Consider the following 15,784-nt stretch of genomic DNA (forward strand, 5'->3'; position numbering starts at 1 on the left):
TTCCGCCCCGTTCGCGGTCCCGTTGCTAGCATTCGCAGCATGAGCCGTTCGGGAAATACCGAAGACCACGACGGAAAACCCGTCGTGGTTCTCGTGAATTGTGCGGGCGGCCCCGAATTGGAGATCGTCCGCAATGCTCTGACGGGACCGTTGAACACTCCGGCGGTGCTGATCCGGCCGGGCGAACTCCTTTCGACGCCCATGGCGCTGGACGTGGACACCGGTCTGCTGGACATCGCGGGGCGCCGGGTCAGACCGGCCGTGGTGTGGGTGCGACACGCCTCGGCCTGCGCCCTGCTGGCGCAGGCGCGGCCGGCGGGCTCGGTGACCCCGTTGCAGGCGGAGTCGTGGTCCGGGTTCCTGAGGCAGGTTGCGTCGACGGCGTCCACGGCCCTGCCCGGTGGCACGGTCGTCGGTCCGGGCCAGCTGACCCAGGCCCGGAGCCTGGGCGTGCGGACGCCCCGGACGGTGATCACCAACGACGTCGCGGCGGCGGCGCGCGCGGTGGCGGCGCCGACCCTGCTGGTCAAGACGCCGGACTTCCGGCTGTTCGAGCCGGACCGGGCCAACTGGCCGCAGTGCCAGCCGGCGGTGGTCGGCCGCGAGGCGGCCGGCGGCGTCCCGGCGGGCGACGGACGTCCCGTCGTCGTCCAGGAGTACGTGGCTCACGCCCGTGAGCTGCGCGTCTACCACCTCGACGGCGGGATCTGCGCCTTCGAGGTCCGCAAGCCCGATCCGTCGAGCCCCGTGACGGATCCCGACAGCGTCACCGTGACACGGGTCGAGTGTCCGCCGCGCGCGGCCGACGCGGTGCGCACCCTCTGCGCCGCGTGGGACCTGCGCTACGGGGCGTTCGACCTGCTCGTTCCGGACACCGGGGAACCGGTGTTCCTGGAGGCAAACCCGGACGGCGACTGGCTCTGGTTCGAACGCAAGGCGCGCTGGCACGGCGTCTCGTTCATGGCCGCCGTCATGGTCCGTGAGTTGTTCGTACGGAGTACGTCGTGAGGAGCTCGCGTTGATGACGTCGTTACGGGGCCCCGAGATCTCCACTCGGGGCCTGGTGCTCGTGGCCATGGTCGCTCAGGGTCATACGACCGACCGCGTGGCCCGTGCTCTGGGCCTGAGCAGACACACGGTGGGCGAGGAGATCAGCGTTCTCCTCGACCGGTTCAACTGCAGGAACAGGGCGGAACTGGTGGCCTACTGCTACGTCCACCGGATCCTGCCGGTCGGTATCTGGCCGCCGCCGTGCGGCCCCGTGAAAGAGGTGAGTGACGTGTTCGACCCCCTGTCCGCCCTGCGCGAAGCGGGACTTCCCGTCGACCAGCTGAGCATCGCGCAGCGCGACGTGCTGGCACGCCTGACCGAGGAGGAGACCGCCGTCGTCGTGTCCGTGCAGCACCGGCTGAACGAGGCGGACGCCGGGCCGGACGCCGAGGTGTGGGCCCACAACCTCAAGTTGCTCTGACCGCACGCCACTTGCCCGTACCACGACACGACCGAAACCCCCGGAGGAAGGACCCGCGTGAGCCGCAGACTGGTGGTCGTCCTCTTCCTCGACCTCGTCGGATGGACCCGGCTCGCCGAGCGGGTCGATCCGGAACCCCTGCAACAGCTGTTGGAGGAGTACTACGAGATCTGCTCGGTCGCGATCGAGGAACACGGCGGTGTGGTCGAGAAGTTCATCGGCGACGCCGTCATGGCGGTCTTCGGCGCGGACACCTCCCAGGAGGACGACGCCCTGCGCGCCCTGCGGGCCGCCACGCACATCCGCACCGCCGTCCGCGCGCTGCGCACCCCGGCCGCCGACGCGACGCCGGTCGAGATCCACTGCGGGATCGCGGCCGGCGAGGCCCTGGTGACGCGCTCGCCACGGGCCGGGATCCGTGTCGTCGGCGACGTGGTCAACCTCGCCGCGCGCCTGCAGTCGGTGGCGGTCGCCGGGGAGATCGTCGTCAACGAGACCGTGGCGCACCTGGCCCGCCCGCACTTCACCATGGCGCCGGTGCTGCCGGTGATGCTGAAGGGCAAGGCCGAGCCGGTGCCCGTGCTGGTGGTGACCGGAGAGGCCGACGACGACCCGGCCGGTGACGGCTCGCCCATGGTGGACCGCAGGGCCGAACGCCACCGGCTGCGCCAGGCCTACCACCGGGTCGCCAGGGAACGGCGGCCGGAACTGGTCACCGTGCTCGGGCCGCCGGGCATCGGCAAGACCCGCCTCGTCAAGGAGGCCGTCGACGACCTCGTGGCGGCCGGGGCCGGACCGATCGCCGTCTTCGGCAGTTGCCCCTCGTACGGCACGAACGGGAACTACGCGGCGCTCGTCGAGGTGCTGGACGCGCTGACCCGGCAGGCGCCGGCCGGCGCGGAGCTGCTGCGGGCCGACGAACGCGTCGCCGGGGTGCTGACGAGCCTGCGCGACGCCTCGCTCTCCCGCCTGGACGAGTCGGTCCCGGGCCCCGGTGTGGAGGAGGTGTCCTGGGCGGCGCGCGAACTGCTCACCGCCTCCGCCTCACGGCCGCTGGTCGTGGTGTGGGACAACCTCGCCTGGGCGGGGCAGTCGCTGCTCCGGCTCATCGGCGAGCTGATGGACGGCCTGCGGGACGTGCCGCTGCTGATGGTCTGCGTGTCGAGGCCGGAGCTCGCGGGACCGGACGGCCCCTGGTTCCCGCAGGACGCGGTGATCGACGTGGGTGCGCTGGTCCCGATCGACAGCGCGCGCCTCGCGATGTCGCTGGCCGGTCGGAGCCACGGCGACGAGGTGGAGCTCCACGACCTGGACCTGGTCGACCGGGTGGCGCTCTACAGCGCGGGCAACCCGCTGTACATCCGCCTGATGATGGACTGGCTGCGGGACGGCCGGACCCTCGACGAGGTACCTCCGACGATCACGGCCATGGTGGGCGCGATGATCGACCGACTGCCCGCGCCCGCCCGGCGGCTGCTGGGCGCTGCCTCCGTGATCGGCCCGGCGTTCACGCTGGAGCAGCTCGCGCTGCTGGGCGAGGAGGTGCCGGCCGCCAACGTGAACGCCCTGGCGGGCCACCGGCTGTTCCACGCGACGGCGGAGGAGGGCGGATACCGCTTCGTGCAGCAGCCCGTGCACGAGGTCGCCTACGGCAGGCTGGAGAAGGAGCAGCGCATCACCTGGCACCGGCGGCTGGCCGAGCGCGGTTTCAACCCGGGCTTCCACCTGGAGGCCGCGACCCGGCTGCTCGGGGGGCTGCGCCCGGACGACACGGAGCTGCCGGAGCTGGCCCGGCAGGCGGCCGAGGCGCTGCTGGGCGAGGGCACGGTGGCGCTGCGGCAGCGTGACGTGCCGACGGCGATCGGGCTGCTGGAGCGGGCGCTGATGCTGGCGCCGAACGGGCCCGACGGGTGCCGGTCGGTCACGGCGATCCGGCTCAGCGACGCCCTGATGCTCTCCGGCGACACCCGGCGGGCGCTGGACGTGGCCGCCGACGGCGCCCGGCCGGGTCCGGACGGCGAGGGCCAGATGCCCTGCCTGGTGCAGCGGTACCTGCTGGCGGCGCGGCTGGGCCGGGTCACCGCGGACGACCTCGGGAAGCTGCGGGCCGCGCTGGCCGGCGGTGAGCCCGACCGGTTCGCCTGGTGCCGGTTCGAGCAGGTGCGGATGCTGCTCCACCTGGACCAGGGCCGGTTCGGCGCGGCCGAGGAGGCGGCGTGCGCGGCGCTCGGGCACGCGCGGCTGATCGGTGACGCGTACGAGGAGGACCGGCTGCTCGTCGCGCTGTGCGAGATCCGGCAGTGGTCGCCGACGCCGATGGCGGAGAAGCTGTCGGGCTGTGCGGAACTCCTCGAACGGTTCGCCGCCGACCGGTTCCTGGCGTTGCCCGCGCTGGCCGCCCGCGCCCGCTGCCTGGCCCTGACCGGGGACCGGCCGGGTGCGCGCTCGGCCCTGGCCGACGCCGGATCCGTCGTCGAACAGCTCCGCTTGACCATGGGTCGGGTCCTGGTCGACCAGGTGGCCGGGCTGGCCGCTTCGCTGGAGGGCGGGCACGAGGAGGCCGAGGAACGGTTCCGCCGCGCGGCCGACGCCCTCGAACAGGCCGGCTACGTACCGGTCGCGCTGACCATGCGGGTGCAGGCGGCCCGTGAGCTCTCCCGGTGCGGCCGGGCCGAGGAGTCCGCGGAGCGGATCTCCCGGCTCCTGGAGCGGCGCGAGGAGATGGACGTCCGGGGGCGGATCCTGTGCCTGTCGGCCGTGGTGCTGGCCGCCGCCGGGGAAGGCCGCGCCGACCCGGCGCGGGGCGAGGTGTTGACCTTGCTGAAGGACATCGACGACCCCTGTCTGCGGGGCGAGGTCTGCTTCGACCTGGCCCGGGCCCACCGGTGTCTGGGCGAGACGTCCGAGGCCGGGGTCCTGGCCGGGCTGGCCGCCGACAGCTACCTGGCTGTCGGCGCCACGAGCCCTCTGGAGGCGGTGCGCGAATGGATGTGAACGACGTCCCCTGGCGGCGCGAACGGATGCCGCACCTGCTGGGGATGCCCGCGTGGAGCATGTCGCCCGACGGCGATCCCGGGGAGCCGGTGCCGACGGCCCTGTTCGAGGGGATCGACGCGCGCTGGGCCTGGGAGGGCGCCGACGGGGAGGGCGTACGGGTCTGTGTGCTCGACAGCGGTGTCGACCCGACGCACCCGCTGGTCGGCTCCCTCGACCGGGCGTGGCAGGTGGTGACGGTCGAGGGCCGGTCGCCGCGCGTGGAGGAGTGCGAGCCCGTCGACGCCGCCGGCCACGGGACGGCGTGCGCGGGGATCATCCGCGGCATCGCCCCCCGGGTCTCGATCAGCTCGCTGAAGGTCCTCGGCGACGGGAGGTCCGGCAGCGCCGCGGCGCTGATCTCCGGGCTCGCGTTCGCGATCGAGGAGGGGTTCGACGTGATCAGCATGAGCCTGTCGACGACCCGGGTCGAGTTCCGCGACCGGCTCACCGAGCTGTGCGACCGCGCCTACTTCCGTCGGACGACCGTGGTGGCGGCGGCGCACAACCTGCCCATCGAGAGCTTCCCGTGGAACTTCTCCTCGGTGATCTCGGTCGCCAGCCACGCCGAGCCGGACGGCATGCGCTTCTACTACAACCCCGCTCCGCCGGTCGAGTTCCGGGCCCGGGGGGTGCGCGTCCCGGTGGCGGGCCGCGGCGGCGGAACCGTGCGGGGCACCGGCAACAGCTTCGCCGCACCGCACATGGCCGGGATCGCCGCGCTCGTCCTGAGCAAGCATCCGTGGCTCACTCCGTTCCAGCTCAAGAGCGTCCTCTATCACTGCGCCGCGAACATACCGGTCCAAGGAGGCCGAGAATGAAACCCTGGTCGCACGAGCTCATGGCCACCGAGCGCCAACTGCTGCAGTCCGTGGTGGCGGTGGCCCGGTACATCTACGGGGCCGCCGCGTCCTCGGTCTTCATGGTGAGTCCCGACACCGGCGAGCTGATCTTCGCGGCGGTCGCCGGCGAGGGCGAGGAGGGCCTGGTCGGCAGGCGCTTCGAGCCCGGCACCGGCATCGCCGGCTGGGTCGCGGCCAGCGGGCAGCCGCTGATCACCGACAACGTGGCCGGGACCGAGCAGTTCGCCGGCGACGCGGCGGCCTCCACCGGGTACGTGCCGGCGAGCATCATGGCCGCCCCGCTCATCGCCGACGGGGAATGCATCGGCGTGATCGAGGTGTTGGACCGGCACGTCCACGACACGGGCTCCCCCGGCCGGGAACTCGACGACATCGAACTGCTGGGTCTGCTCGCGACGCAGGCCGCGCTCAGCCTCGCCCTGCTGCGGCGCAGCGAGCAGGCCGCGAGCGCGGTGCCGCGCATGGGCGATCTGGTGGCCCGGCTGTCGGAGCACGCGGTGCTGGACTCCTCCGATCCGCTGGCCCTGTCGCTGCTGGGCATCTCGCTGGACCTGTTGGACCGGCGGTCCCACCCCGCCCAGAAGGGGGTCTGACGGCCGCCGGAGACGGATCGCAGACGTCCCGGCGACGCGGCGGAGACGCTTGCGGAACGGGGCCCGCCTACGCTCCCGCGCATGGTCCCCACAGCCGAGGTCGAAGCGCCGTCGTTCCCCGAGATGCTGCGCCACAAGCGCGTGCAGGCCGGGCTGACCCAGCGGACGCTCGCCGACCTGTCGACGATCAGTCCGCGCACGATCCGGGCCCTGGAGTCGGGGAGGGTGAACGCGCGGATGCAGACCGTCCGCCTGCTCGCGGACGCCCTGCGGCTGGAGGGGCTGTCCCGGGAGTTGTTCGTCAACGCGGGCCTGGGCAGCGGCCGGCCGGGTCCGGCCGGAACGGATCCGTGGCCGTCGGTGCCCCGGTCGGTGAACGCCCTGCTCGGCCGGGACGTCGAGGTACGGGCGATGGTGGGCGCGCTGGCCTCGGACCACCGCCGCATGATCTCCATGTCCGGGCTTCCGGGGGTGGGCAAGTCGAGGGTGGCGACGGAGGTCGCGGTCCGGCTGAGCGCGCGCCGCGGCTGGCCCGTGCTGTGGATCGGGTCCGGCCCGGTGGAGGTCGACGGCCACGGCGCGGCAGCCGGTTCGCTGCTGAAGGCGTTGCGCCTGCTCGTCGAATCGCGGGCGCAGGACGTGTCCGCGGTGTGCCGGCTCATCGGCCGCAGCGAGGTGCTGCTCGTGCTGGACGGGGTCGCCGACGCGGGCAGCCCGGTCGCCGGCGTGCGGGACCTGCTGGCCTACTGTCCGGGGCTGCGCGTGGTCAGCACGTCCCGTACGCCGTGGCGGGTCACGGGCGTCCAGGGGACCGTGGTCCCGCCGCTGGCCGTGCCGGGCCCGGACTGGGAGGCGTCCCGGTCGTTGGACGTCCTCGCCGGGGTGCCCTCCGTACGGCTGCTGGTGGACCGGCTCTCGGAGGTGCGGCCGGGGTTCGCGCTCGGCCGGGCCGAGGCTGAGGCGGTGGTACGGCTGTGCCGGAGGCTCGACGGACTGCCGGTCGCGCTGGAGGCGGCGGCCGCCGGATCCCGGGTGCTGAGCCTGCGGCAGCTCGCGGACCTGCCCGACGCGTACCTGCTCGACCTGCCTGCGGCGACGCGGTCCGGCGCCGCTCCGAAGACGACGGGCCCGGAGACGATCGGGGACCTGGTCCTGGCCGGTTTCGAGCAACTGGACGCCGAGTTGCGCACGGTCCTGCGGGAACTCGTCGCCTTCGACGCGGCGCCCACGGTCTCCGAGGCCGCCGAGGCACTGCGCAGACCGCTCAACCAGGTGGTGGAGGATCTGGGCACGCTGATGGGCTGCGGGTTCGTCCGGGCCTCCCACGAGGAGGCGGAGACGCGCCTGCACCTGCCCGACCTGCTGAGGGCGGCCTTGGCCCGGCGGTGACGGCCGGGCGGGCACGGGTGCGTCATCCCAGGTGGGCGGCGAGGAACCGTTCGACCGCGGTGTAGTAGGCCTGGCGGTTGGCGGGCCTGGCAAGACCGTGTCCTTCGTCGGGGAACAGCAGGTACTCGTGCGCGAGCCCCTTCTCGGCGAGCGCCGCGACGATCTGCTCGGCCTCCGCCCGCGGCACCCGTACGTCGTTCGCGCCCTGGACCACCAGGACGGGGATGCGGATGTCGTCGACCCGTGACAGGGGCGAGCGCTCCCACAGCATGTCGCGCTCGGTCTCGGGATCGCCGACGTGGGCGTGCATGAAGGCCTGGAGCGGAGTGCGCGTGGGCGCGCCGGCCGCCAGCATGGTCAGCAGGTTCGACGGACCGCACTGGGTGATGGCGCAGGTGAACACGTCCGGTGTGAACGCCGCGCCGGCGAGCGCGGCGTACCCGCCGTACGAGCAGCCCATGATCGCGACCCGGGCGGGGTCGATCCCGCCCTCCGCCACGAGGTGGTCGAGCGCGTCGAGCAGATCGGTCTGCATGGCGGCGCCCCACTGCTTGGCGCCCAGGTTGCGGAAGTGCTTGCCGTAGCCGGTCGAGCCGCGGAAGTTGACCTGGACGCAGGCGTATCCGCGATTGGCCAGCAGCTGGGCCTCCTCGTCGAAGGCGAAGGTGTGCCGGGCCCAGGGTCCGCCGTGCACGTTCAGCACCGCGGGCAGGTCGCGGCGCTCGGCGCCGGGCGGCCAGGTCACGTAGCCGTGCACCGTGACCCCGTCGCGCGCGGTGAACGCGAAGGGCTCCATCCTGGACAGCCGGTACCCCTCCAGTTCCGGCTGGTGGCTGAAGAGCCGGCGCAGCCGTCCGGCCTCCCGGTCGTACACGTAGTAGAGGACGGGGCCCGCGCCGGTCACGACCGAGACGGTCCACAGCCGTCCGGAGCGGTCGGTTCGGTCGACGTAGACCTCGCCGTCGATGTCCAGCAGCGCGAGCTCGCCGCGGATCCGTCCGATGTCCTTGCCGAACTCCTCGTCGAGGAAGACGCGTTCGTCGCGGTCCTTGGCGAAGAGCACCGCCTGCGGCCTGCGGGTCAGCGGGTCCGTCTCGACCTGTTTGACGTCGTACACCGGATCCTCGGCGAGCAGGGTCCGCTCCCCGGTCGCGACGTCGACCTCGAACAGCCGGCAGGCGTTGGCCCCGATGGAGGACAGCAGGTGGCAGGTGGCGCCGTCGCGTGTGAATCCGATGACGCGCGTGCCCATGGCGTCCTCGTAGGGAACGTCGAGCCAGGGCGGCGTCGTACAGTCCGGCCGCCCGTCCGGCCCGTCCGGCGGGTCCAGGAAGACGGCGGTGCCGCCGTCGGGCTTCATCCTCGTGCCGCCGCGGACCTTCAGGTCGGTGTCGATGATCCAGCTCAGGTAGCCGGGGTTCTCCGCGACCTTGGTGAGCCCGCCCGTCACCAGGTCCAGGCGGTAGACGTCGTGCAGGCCCGGCCGGTCCTTGTTCAGCCCGATCAGCATGGTCGTCGGGTGCCACCGGTTGTGCGCCAGCACGCGTGCCTGCACCCCGTCGAACGGGGTCGCGCAGCGCTCCTCGCCGGTCACGAGGTCGACGAGGTGCACCCGCCAGCTCTCGTCGCCGTTCTCGTCGCGCAGGTAGAACAGCGTGCGGTCGTCGTGGCAGAGACCGTACGTGCGGATGCCGCGGCCCCGGTCGCGCGTGACGACCCCGGCCTCCTCCGGCCGGTCCACCGGCGCCACCCACACGTTCAGCACGCCTTCGTCCGGCGCCAGGTAGAGGAGGCGGGTCCCGTCCGGGGAGATCTCGGGCACGAGGCGGGAGGGGTTTCCGAACAGGACGGAGTGCGGGATCAGCGGTACGGCTTCAGTCGTCACGGTTCTCTTCCCAGGTGGCTTGCCGGCTTGGGCGCCCCGAGAACCACCACTCGGAAAGCTCGGGGAACTGCGCGACCGCCTCGTCGGTGTCGAGCGGCGGGTGCGGGTGGGTGGGCCGCTGCGGGTGGGAGGGCGGCTCCTCTGTGGCCTGTGCGGGGACCAGCGTCTGGGCGCGGAAGAGGCGGCTCATCAGCACCGGACTGGTCAGCAGGGCCCGCGCCATCCTGGCCCGCATCTGCCGCCCGGCAGCGGGCACGGGGGGTGCGGCGGGCGCGGGGGCAGGAGCAGTGGCAGGGGTGGCGGCCGCGGCGTCCCGCGGGCGGTCCTGCTCGGTCGCCATCCGCCACGAGGTGTCGGCCACTTCCGCGACGGCGGCCTGGAGCGCGGGCAGACCGGAGGGCTTCGCGCCGTGCTCCGCCCATGCCCGGTCCAGCCTCAGGGCGCTGAGCAGCGCGATGGACATCCCGTGCGAGTGGACGGGGTTCACGGCCGTCAGCGCGTCGCCGACGACCAGGAATCCCTCGGTCCGCGGCCGCCGTTCGTAGAAGCGTCTGCGGTTCGCGGTCGCGCGGAACGGCCTCACCCCGCCGAGGGGTTCGGCCGCGGCAAGCAGTTCCGCCACGACCGGTGAGCGCAGCGCGCGCACGCAGTCGGTGAACCCCCGCTCGTCGGTCGGCGGCGTCGCCTCGCGCGTGCCGGTAAGCGTGACGATCCACCGGCCGTCCTCGATGGGGAACAGCGTCGCGCCGTGGCCCGGCCCGCCGCCCTCCGGGCTCGGGTGCAGCATGACCGCCGGGATCCCGGCGGCGAGGCCGGCCGGCGCCCGGTAGATCCGGGTGGAGTAGGCGAGTCCCGGGTCGACCACCTCTTCCTCGACGCCGGGTCCGCCGATCGCGGCAAGCCACCGGTCCGCCCGCGAGCGCCGGCCCGTGGCGTCCACGACGACGTCGGCGTCGAGGCGCTCGGCGGCGCCGTCCTCGCCCGCGACCACGACACCCGTCACGTGCGAGGCGTCTCCGACGAGCCCGAGGACCCGGGTGCCCTCCCGTACCTCCACCGCGCCGCCGGCCAGCACCCGTTGCCGGATGACGTGGTCCATGAGCCACCGGCTGCACGAGACCAGGTGGGCGCCGGTCTCGTGCCGCCGGAACCAGCCGTCCGCGCTCAGTATCAGCGCGCCGTCCGGCAGCCCGCGCCGGTGCGCGCCACGGTCCCGGAGCTCCTCCAGGGTTCCCGGGAGCAGGGTTTCCAGCGCCTCTGCGCCGGCCGTGACGAGCACGTGGCTGTGGTGCGCCTGCGGCACGCCCGTCCGTACCTCCGGGCCCCGCGGGTACCGGCCGCCTTCGATCACGGTGACCTCGTCGACGTGACGGGAGAGCACCTCGGCCGTCAGTACGCCCGCGAAGCCTCCGCCGAGGACGACCGCCCTGGTCATGTCCGCGCGACGGGCTGGTCCGTCTCCAGGATCAGTTCGGCCTCGACCATGGAGGTGATGAAGGCGTCGACCTCCGCGCGGATCCGGGCCGTCATGACGGCGTTGTTCCCGGCGAAGACGAGGGACAGCTTCTCGCCGACCTCCTCGCGGTCGCAGTCGTCCTCCACGAGCACCCAGATCTGTGCGGCGGTCGCGTTCAGCGTGCGGAACTCGCCGGACTCCGTGTGGTAGAGCGAGACCCCGTCCGCGGTCTCCTGCCAGATGACCGCGTCACTGATGTGCAGGGACATCGCCCAGCCTCCTGTTCACCGGCATGATGGGTATGAGTTCGCCGACCTTGATCGCGGGGCGGGGCGTGGGGACGTAGGTCTTCCACTGTTCGTGGACCGCGTGCACCTCGCCGGTGGAGACCAGGCGGGGGACCGTCATCTCGATGTCGTTGCGGGCGAGTTGTTCGCGCGTCACCCCGGTCTCCTGCCACAGCTGCGTGGTGACGCCGTGTCGCAGGATCCGGCACAGGTGCCGGCTGTTGCGACGCAGGTCGCCGGATTCCGACATGTGGGCGGCCCGGCAGCCGCCGCCGCAGTTGGCCTTGATGTAGCACTTCTCGCAGTCCGCGTGGAACTCCCCGCCGAACACGGTGCTCCGGCGCATCGTGGTGAGGACCGGACTGGCGAAGATCTCGGAGAGCGGCTGCTTGCGGATGTTGCCCGCGTACTCGCCCTTGCCGGTGGTGAGCTTGCAGGGGTAGACGTCGCCGAGGGAGTTGACGTAGATCTCGTTGCCGCCCATGCCGCAGTTGCCCTTGACCGAGCACGGGCTGACGGGCCTCGGTCCGTCCGGCCTGAACTTGCCGGCGACCGGGGAGGTCCAGACGAGCTGCTGCACCCGCAGGTGGTCCTCCCAGCCGAAGCCGTCGGCGTCGTCGGCGCCCCGGCCGAGGTCGTTGTGGTTCATCAGGCGGACGCTGTGGATCTCGATGCCGTCGAGGAAGGCTGCGAAGTCCTCCAGCTCGTCGACCTTGTCCGAGGTGACGATGTGGTTGATGGCCGGCGTGACGCCCTCGGCGTTGAGCAGCTCGATCGCCTTGCGGGTCCTGGCGAACGATCCCTTGCCGCGGGTGCGGTCGTGCGTCTCGGCCGTGCCGCCGTCGAGGCTGATCGTGACCACGTTGAACAGCTCGGCGAAGCGTTTCGCCGTCGCCTCGTTCCGGATCATCGTGGCGTTGGTGATGATGTTGGCCTTCATACCGCTGTTGTTGGCGTGCTCGACGACCTGGAAGAGGTCCTTGCGGAGCATCGGTTCGCCGCCGGTGAAGACGAGGGTGCCGGTGCCGAGGCCGGCGATCTGCGAGACCAGGTCCATCGATTCGGCGGTGTCGAGTTCGCCCGGCAGGCACTTCTCGGACGAGGCGTAGCAGTACGGGCAGCGCAGGTTGCAGCCGTCGGTGATGGCGTAGTAGGCGATGCTCAGGGGCGGTTCGCCGAGCTTGATCTGCGGCTTGTTGCCGTTGAAGTAGACGATCCAGTTCAGGATGAGTTTGGCCAGGGCGCGCTCCGTCTCGGCGTTCGGCTCCAGCGCCGGCTGCTCCCCGCGGGCCTGCGCGACGGACAGGGCTTGGAGCACCCGGAATTCACGCCCGTTCAGGAGGCACCGGGCGGCCGCCTCCGGGTTGACCACGAGGTGGTCGTCTTCGTTCACGAAGTAGGTCAGATCCATCGGCACGTCGAATAGCGCCAGGTTCCGGACCAGGTTCCCTCGCATCCCGCCTCCTCTCTGAACCGGCACAGGCGCGGCCCGACGCGAGTGGCCGCCGGGCCACGCCTGTGAACTGTCGGACTACTGCTGCGCGTGACCGGAACCGGACCAGACGCCGCAGGCACACAGCATCGCGGCGTCCCAGCCCTCCTTCGAGGACTCGGGCGAGGACCACTCCTGGGAGTGGGCCACCACGTCGGGCAGGATCGCCGCGAGGCGGTTCTTGGTCGAGATGAGGACGGTGGTCTCCTCCTGGGTCAGGCTGGAGTAGAACTCCTCGAGTGCGGGGGCCATCGTGCCGCCGATGACACCGGCGGAACGGAGCGCCTCCAGGGAGTTGAAGCTCATGATTCCCACCCTTCGCTATGACGTTCGGTACGGGGACGCCACCGAGACTGCGCGTGGGAGTTCGGTGAAACAACCCCACGAATGTGGGTTGTGTCAGAGGCATGAACGAGGACATACGCGCGCGGGCGGCGCCGCTCCCGGCGGCGGGTTCCGGGGCCGGATTCGGACCTCCGGAACCGGCCACGCGAGGGTGTTGACGATCTCCATGCCGTGCCTCACGCTCATACCACAGCTGTTGTGAAGCTCATGTGAAGCGACCGTGGAAGTCGGCACCGGAGATCACCGACACGCCCAGTCGGCGGGCCAACGGTCCGTCGGACGACCCGAGAGGTGCGATGAACCCCACAGGCTTCGGCATCGTGCACGTATCGCTGCTGCCAGGCTTCGTATGCCGCACGGATCAGGGGGTCGCGGACCTCAGCGACATCCAGCAGCGGCTCGTCGCGGCCCTGGTGCTGGGCGACCACCCGATACGGCGTGGAGACCTGGCCGCGCGACTGTGGCCCGACGCCCCGCCGGCGCGCGCGGCGGCCCGATTACGGCAGACCGTGTGGCGGCTGAATCAAGCCACTTCCGGGGCGCTCCTGCACACCACGCACACCACCATCTCCCTGGCCGAACAGGTGGAGGTGGACTACAGGACCGCCACACGACTGGTCGCGGCGATGTCGGGAACCGGCGGAGCGGAGGTCGACGAGGACCGACAGCCTCAGCTGTGGGGCGCGCTGCGCCACCCCCTGTTGTACGGATGGGACCACGACTGGCTCGTGCCGTTCCAGGAGAAGTGGAAGCTCCAGCGCGTCCAAGCGCTCGAACGGCTCGCGGAGACGTTCCTTCAGCGCCGGCAGCACGCCACCGTGCTCGAACTGGCCGACGCCGCGGCCCAGGCCGACCCGCTGCGGGAGGGCCCCCGTCGCATCGCGGTCCAGTCGTGCCTGCACGTCGGCGAAGTCGCCGACGCGCACCGGCGCTACCGCCACTACCGGGAGCTCCTCTTCTCCGAGCTGGGCGTGGCACCGAGCGGCGCGATCCCGCAGCTGCTGAAGCAGGACCGCGAACGCCAGCTCGCCCTGACCGCGGAGTACTGACCCGGGCGGCCCGCCGGCCGGGCGGCGGCACCGATCGGAGCGCACCCTGGAGCCAGTGGCCCCGGACTTGTGGTCGGATCGGCGTCGCGGGGTAGACGGGGATCCGACGACAGGCCCCGGGGACTCGTCACCCCTGTCCGCGAGTAGGGACGAGAGATGACCGATCAGGAACTGACCTGGCAGGGTGCCGCCGCACAGTGGGACCGGCAGCTGTTCGACCGGGTGGCCCGGCGGCACTGGCCGGGAGCCGACCGGGTGCTGCCGAGGCTCGGGCGGGCCGCGAACCACGGGGTGCTGTGGGGCGCGTCCGCCGCGGTCATCGCCGTGGTCGGCTCGCCCCGGGCCCGCCGGGCCGCGCTGCGCGGAGCCGCCTCGCTGGCGCTGGCCTCGGCGACCATCAACAGCATCGGCAAGTGGACCGTGCGCCGGCCGCGGCCGCTGCTGGAGGGGGTGCCCGCCGTGCGGCAGCTCGCGACCCAGCCCCGGACCACCTCGTTCCCGTCCGGGCACTCGGCGTCCGCGTTCGCGTTCACCGCCGGGCTGGCGCTGGAGTCCCCCGGCTGGGGGGCGGTGCTCGCCCCCGTCGCCGCGGCCGTGGCGTTCTCCCGTGTGTACACCGGGGTGCACTACCCCTCCGACGTGGTCGCGGGCGCGGCCCTGGGGGTCGCTTCGGGATTCCTCGTACGACGGCTCGCGCGCGACGCGGAAGGGGCCCGCGTCGTTCCGGGCAACGAGCGGGCCGCCGCGGAGGCTCCCGCGCTGCCGGACGGGAGCGGGCTCACGGTGGTGGTCAACGCCGGGTCGGGCACCGCCGCCGATGCGGGGCTCGACGTGGTGCGCGCCCGGCTCCCCAAGGCCGAACTGGTCCATTGTGAGGGCACGGAGCTGCCCGCGGCGCTGGCGGAGGCCGCCTCCCGCTCCACCGTGCTCGGGGTGTGCGGCGGCGACGGGACCATCGGCGCGGCCGCCGCGGCCGCGCTGCGGGCGGGGATTCCGTTGGCGGTGTTCCCCGGCGGCACGCTCAACCACTTCGCCCAGGACTTCGGCCTCGCCGGCGCCGAGGACACCTGCCGCGCCCTGGCCGCCGGCGAGGCGGTGCGGGTGGGCCTGGGCCGTTTCACCCCGGGCCCGGGCGCTTCGGGGGGCGCTCCGGGGTACTTCGTCAACACCTTCAGCATGGGTTCGTACCCGGCCCTGCTGAAGCACCGTCTGACGTGGGCGCCGCGCATCGGGAGCGTGCCCGCCGGGCTGCTCGCGGCCTGGCGGGTGCTGCGCGAGGAGCACCCCGTACGGCTCCGGCTCGCCGGTCGGACCCGGAGCGTGTGGCTGCTGTTCGCGGGCAACGGCACCTACCACGGCTCCGGTCCGGCCCCGCGCAGGCGTGACCGTCTGGACGAGGGCCTGCTCGACCTCCGGCTCGCCTACGGAGGCGGCCGTCCCGGGCCCCGGTTGCTCGCCGCCGCCCTGGCGGGCCCGCTGACCCGCTCCCCCGTCCACACGGCCACCCGGCTGCGCTCGTTGCGGATCACGGAGATCCCGGAGGGCACCGCGTTCGCCCACGACGGCGAGTACGCCGAGGCCCCCCGCGAGCTGGTGCTCGATTCCCTCCCGGACGCCCTGACCGTCTACCGCCCGCACGTGTGACCCGCCCGCACGTGTGACCCGCCCTCAAACGGACGAGCCGGCGGTGGACCGCCGGCTCGGCTCCGGGCATCGTGCGACTGGTTGTGCGGCTAGTAGTAATGGCGGCGGCCGCCCACCGCGTGTCCGACGGCACCCAGGACCCAGAGGATGAGCCCGATCACCACGAGGATGAGCCCGATGGTCCACAGGATCGAGATGCCGAGGAGCCAGCCGACGATCAGCAGGATGATTCCAAGGATGATCATGTCGTACTCCCGTCTCGCACACCGCTCCTGCC

General features: G+C 72.5%; 14 protein-coding genes. 8 read left to right on the forward strand and 6 right to left on the reverse strand.

All coding sequences use genetic code 11. The annotated features are described in order from the left end of the window. Positions 1-165: 165 nt before the first annotated feature. The 6 genes from ACFYYJ_RS09965 (at position 166) to ACFYYJ_RS09990 (ending at position 7,349) form a co-directional block, all read left to right on the forward strand. The gene (locus tag ACFYYJ_RS09965) at positions 166-1,008 is read left to right on the forward strand and encodes a hypothetical protein (RefSeq protein ID WP_385121816.1); all 843 of its coding nucleotides are present in this window, start codon (positions 166-168) and stop codon (positions 1,006-1,008) included. A 13-nt stretch (positions 1,009-1,021) separates the two neighbouring features. Then, a complete protein-coding gene (locus tag ACFYYJ_RS09970; RefSeq protein WP_389130650.1) occupies positions 1,022-1,471 on the forward strand; it encodes an aroma-sacti cluster domain-containing protein in 450 nt (149 codons plus the stop codon). Positions 1,472-1,528: 57 nt separating this feature from the next. Further along, the gene (locus tag ACFYYJ_RS09975) at positions 1,529-4,465 is read left to right on the forward strand and encodes an AAA family ATPase (protein ID WP_389130653.1); all 2,937 of its coding nucleotides are present in this window, start codon (positions 1,529-1,531) and stop codon (positions 4,463-4,465) included. Then, entirely contained in the window at positions 4,456-5,325 is an 870-nt protein-coding gene (locus tag ACFYYJ_RS09980; protein ID WP_389130656.1) for a S8 family serine peptidase, read from the forward strand. Before ACFYYJ_RS09975 ends, ACFYYJ_RS09980 begins: the two co-directional genes overlap by 10 nt. Continuing rightward, positions 5,322-5,960, forward strand: a complete 639-nt coding sequence (locus ACFYYJ_RS09985; protein ID WP_385121805.1) for a GAF domain-containing protein — start codon at positions 5,322-5,324, stop codon at positions 5,958-5,960. The genes ACFYYJ_RS09980 and ACFYYJ_RS09985 overlap by 4 nt, the downstream gene beginning before the upstream one ends. Positions 5,961-6,041: 81 nt before the next feature. Next, entirely contained in the window at positions 6,042-7,349 is a 1,308-nt protein-coding gene (locus ACFYYJ_RS09990) for a helix-turn-helix domain-containing protein (protein ID WP_385121803.1), read from the forward strand. A gap of 22 nt (positions 7,350-7,371) precedes the next feature. Here the strand turns inward: ACFYYJ_RS09990 and ACFYYJ_RS09995 are convergent, their stop codons facing one another. The 5 genes from ACFYYJ_RS09995 to ACFYYJ_RS10015 all read right to left on the reverse strand — a co-directional run bounded on the left by ACFYYJ_RS09995 (position 7,372) and on the right by ACFYYJ_RS10015 (position 12,775). Continuing rightward, a complete protein-coding gene (locus ACFYYJ_RS09995) occupies positions 7,372-9,234 on the reverse strand; it encodes a S9 family peptidase (RefSeq protein WP_389130661.1) in 1,863 nt (620 codons plus the stop codon). Further along, positions 9,224-10,669: an NAD(P)/FAD-dependent oxidoreductase gene (locus ACFYYJ_RS10000; RefSeq protein WP_389130664.1), complete on the reverse strand. Its 1,446-nt coding sequence runs from the start codon at positions 10,667-10,669 to the stop codon at positions 9,224-9,226. The genes ACFYYJ_RS09995 and ACFYYJ_RS10000 overlap by 11 nt, the downstream gene beginning before the upstream one ends. Beyond that, positions 10,666-10,959: a PqqD family protein gene (locus tag ACFYYJ_RS10005; protein ID WP_385121796.1), complete on the reverse strand. Its 294-nt coding sequence runs from the start codon at positions 10,957-10,959 to the stop codon at positions 10,666-10,668. Before ACFYYJ_RS10005 ends, ACFYYJ_RS10000 begins: the two co-directional genes overlap by 4 nt. After that, on the reverse strand, positions 10,940-12,433 hold the full coding sequence (stsB, locus tag ACFYYJ_RS10010; protein WP_385357587.1) for a StsB family radical SAM/SPASM domain sactipeptide maturase: 1,494 nt from the start codon (positions 12,431-12,433) through the stop codon (positions 10,940-10,942). The genes ACFYYJ_RS10005 and stsB overlap by 20 nt, the downstream gene beginning before the upstream one ends. 75 nt (positions 12,434-12,508) lie before the next feature. Beyond that, complete coding sequence (locus tag ACFYYJ_RS10015; protein ID WP_384580682.1) at positions 12,509-12,775, reverse strand: StsA-related sactipeptide RiPP; 267 nt, start codon at positions 12,773-12,775, stop codon at positions 12,509-12,511. A 335-nt stretch (positions 12,776-13,110) separates the two neighbouring features. On the opposite strand from ACFYYJ_RS10015, the gene ACFYYJ_RS10020 reads away from it, so the two are divergent. Both ACFYYJ_RS10020 and ACFYYJ_RS10025 read left to right on the forward strand, forming a co-directional pair. Next, complete coding sequence (locus ACFYYJ_RS10020; protein WP_385357583.1) at positions 13,111-13,863, forward strand: BTAD domain-containing putative transcriptional regulator; 753 nt, start codon at positions 13,111-13,113, stop codon at positions 13,861-13,863. 156 nt (positions 13,864-14,019) lie between these two features. Next, positions 14,020-15,507: a bifunctional phosphatase PAP2/diacylglycerol kinase family protein gene (locus ACFYYJ_RS10025; RefSeq protein ID WP_389130670.1), complete on the forward strand. Its 1,488-nt coding sequence runs from the start codon at positions 14,020-14,022 to the stop codon at positions 15,505-15,507. 89 nt (positions 15,508-15,596) lie between these two features. Here the strand turns inward: ACFYYJ_RS10025 and ACFYYJ_RS10030 are convergent, their stop codons facing one another. Continuing rightward, the gene (locus ACFYYJ_RS10030; RefSeq protein WP_376656129.1) at positions 15,597-15,752 is read right to left on the reverse strand and encodes a DUF6131 family protein; all 156 of its coding nucleotides are present in this window, start codon (positions 15,750-15,752) and stop codon (positions 15,597-15,599) included. Positions 15,753-15,784 lie beyond the last annotated feature (32 nt).

The organism is Streptomyces sp. NPDC002467, assembly GCF_042889825.1.
Classification (GTDB): Bacteria; Actinomycetota; Actinomycetes; order Streptomycetales; family Streptomycetaceae; genus Streptomyces.

Coding starts and splice junctions, on each gene's coding strand:
- stsB (WP_385357587.1), bottom strand. CDS start 12,433: ATGCGAGGGAACCTGGTCCGGAACCTGGCGCTATTCGACGTGCCGATG.
- ACFYYJ_RS10025 (WP_389130670.1), top strand. CDS start 14,020: ATGACCGATCAGGAACTGACCTGGCAGGGTGCCGCCGCACAGTGGGAC.
- ACFYYJ_RS10005 (WP_385121796.1), bottom strand. CDS start 10,959: ATGTCCCTGCACATCAGTGACGCGGTCATCTGGCAGGAGACCGCGGAC.
- ACFYYJ_RS10015 (WP_384580682.1), bottom strand. CDS start 12,775: ATGAGCTTCAACTCCCTGGAGGCGCTCCGTTCCGCCGGTGTCATCGGC.
- ACFYYJ_RS10000 (WP_389130664.1), bottom strand. CDS start 10,669: ATGACCAGGGCGGTCGTCCTCGGCGGAGGCTTCGCGGGCGTACTGACG.
- ACFYYJ_RS09970 (WP_389130650.1), top strand. CDS start 1,022: ATGACGTCGTTACGGGGCCCCGAGATCTCCACTCGGGGCCTGGTGCTC.
- ACFYYJ_RS09990 (WP_385121803.1), top strand. CDS start 6,042: ATGGTCCCCACAGCCGAGGTCGAAGCGCCGTCGTTCCCCGAGATGCTG.
- ACFYYJ_RS10020 (WP_385357583.1), top strand. CDS start 13,111: ATGAACCCCACAGGCTTCGGCATCGTGCACGTATCGCTGCTGCCAGGC.
- ACFYYJ_RS10030 (WP_376656129.1), bottom strand. CDS start 15,752: ATGATCATCCTTGGAATCATCCTGCTGATCGTCGGCTGGCTCCTCGGC.
- ACFYYJ_RS09985 (WP_385121805.1), top strand. CDS start 5,322: ATGAAACCCTGGTCGCACGAGCTCATGGCCACCGAGCGCCAACTGCTG.
- ACFYYJ_RS09980 (WP_389130656.1), top strand. CDS start 4,456: ATGGATGTGAACGACGTCCCCTGGCGGCGCGAACGGATGCCGCACCTG.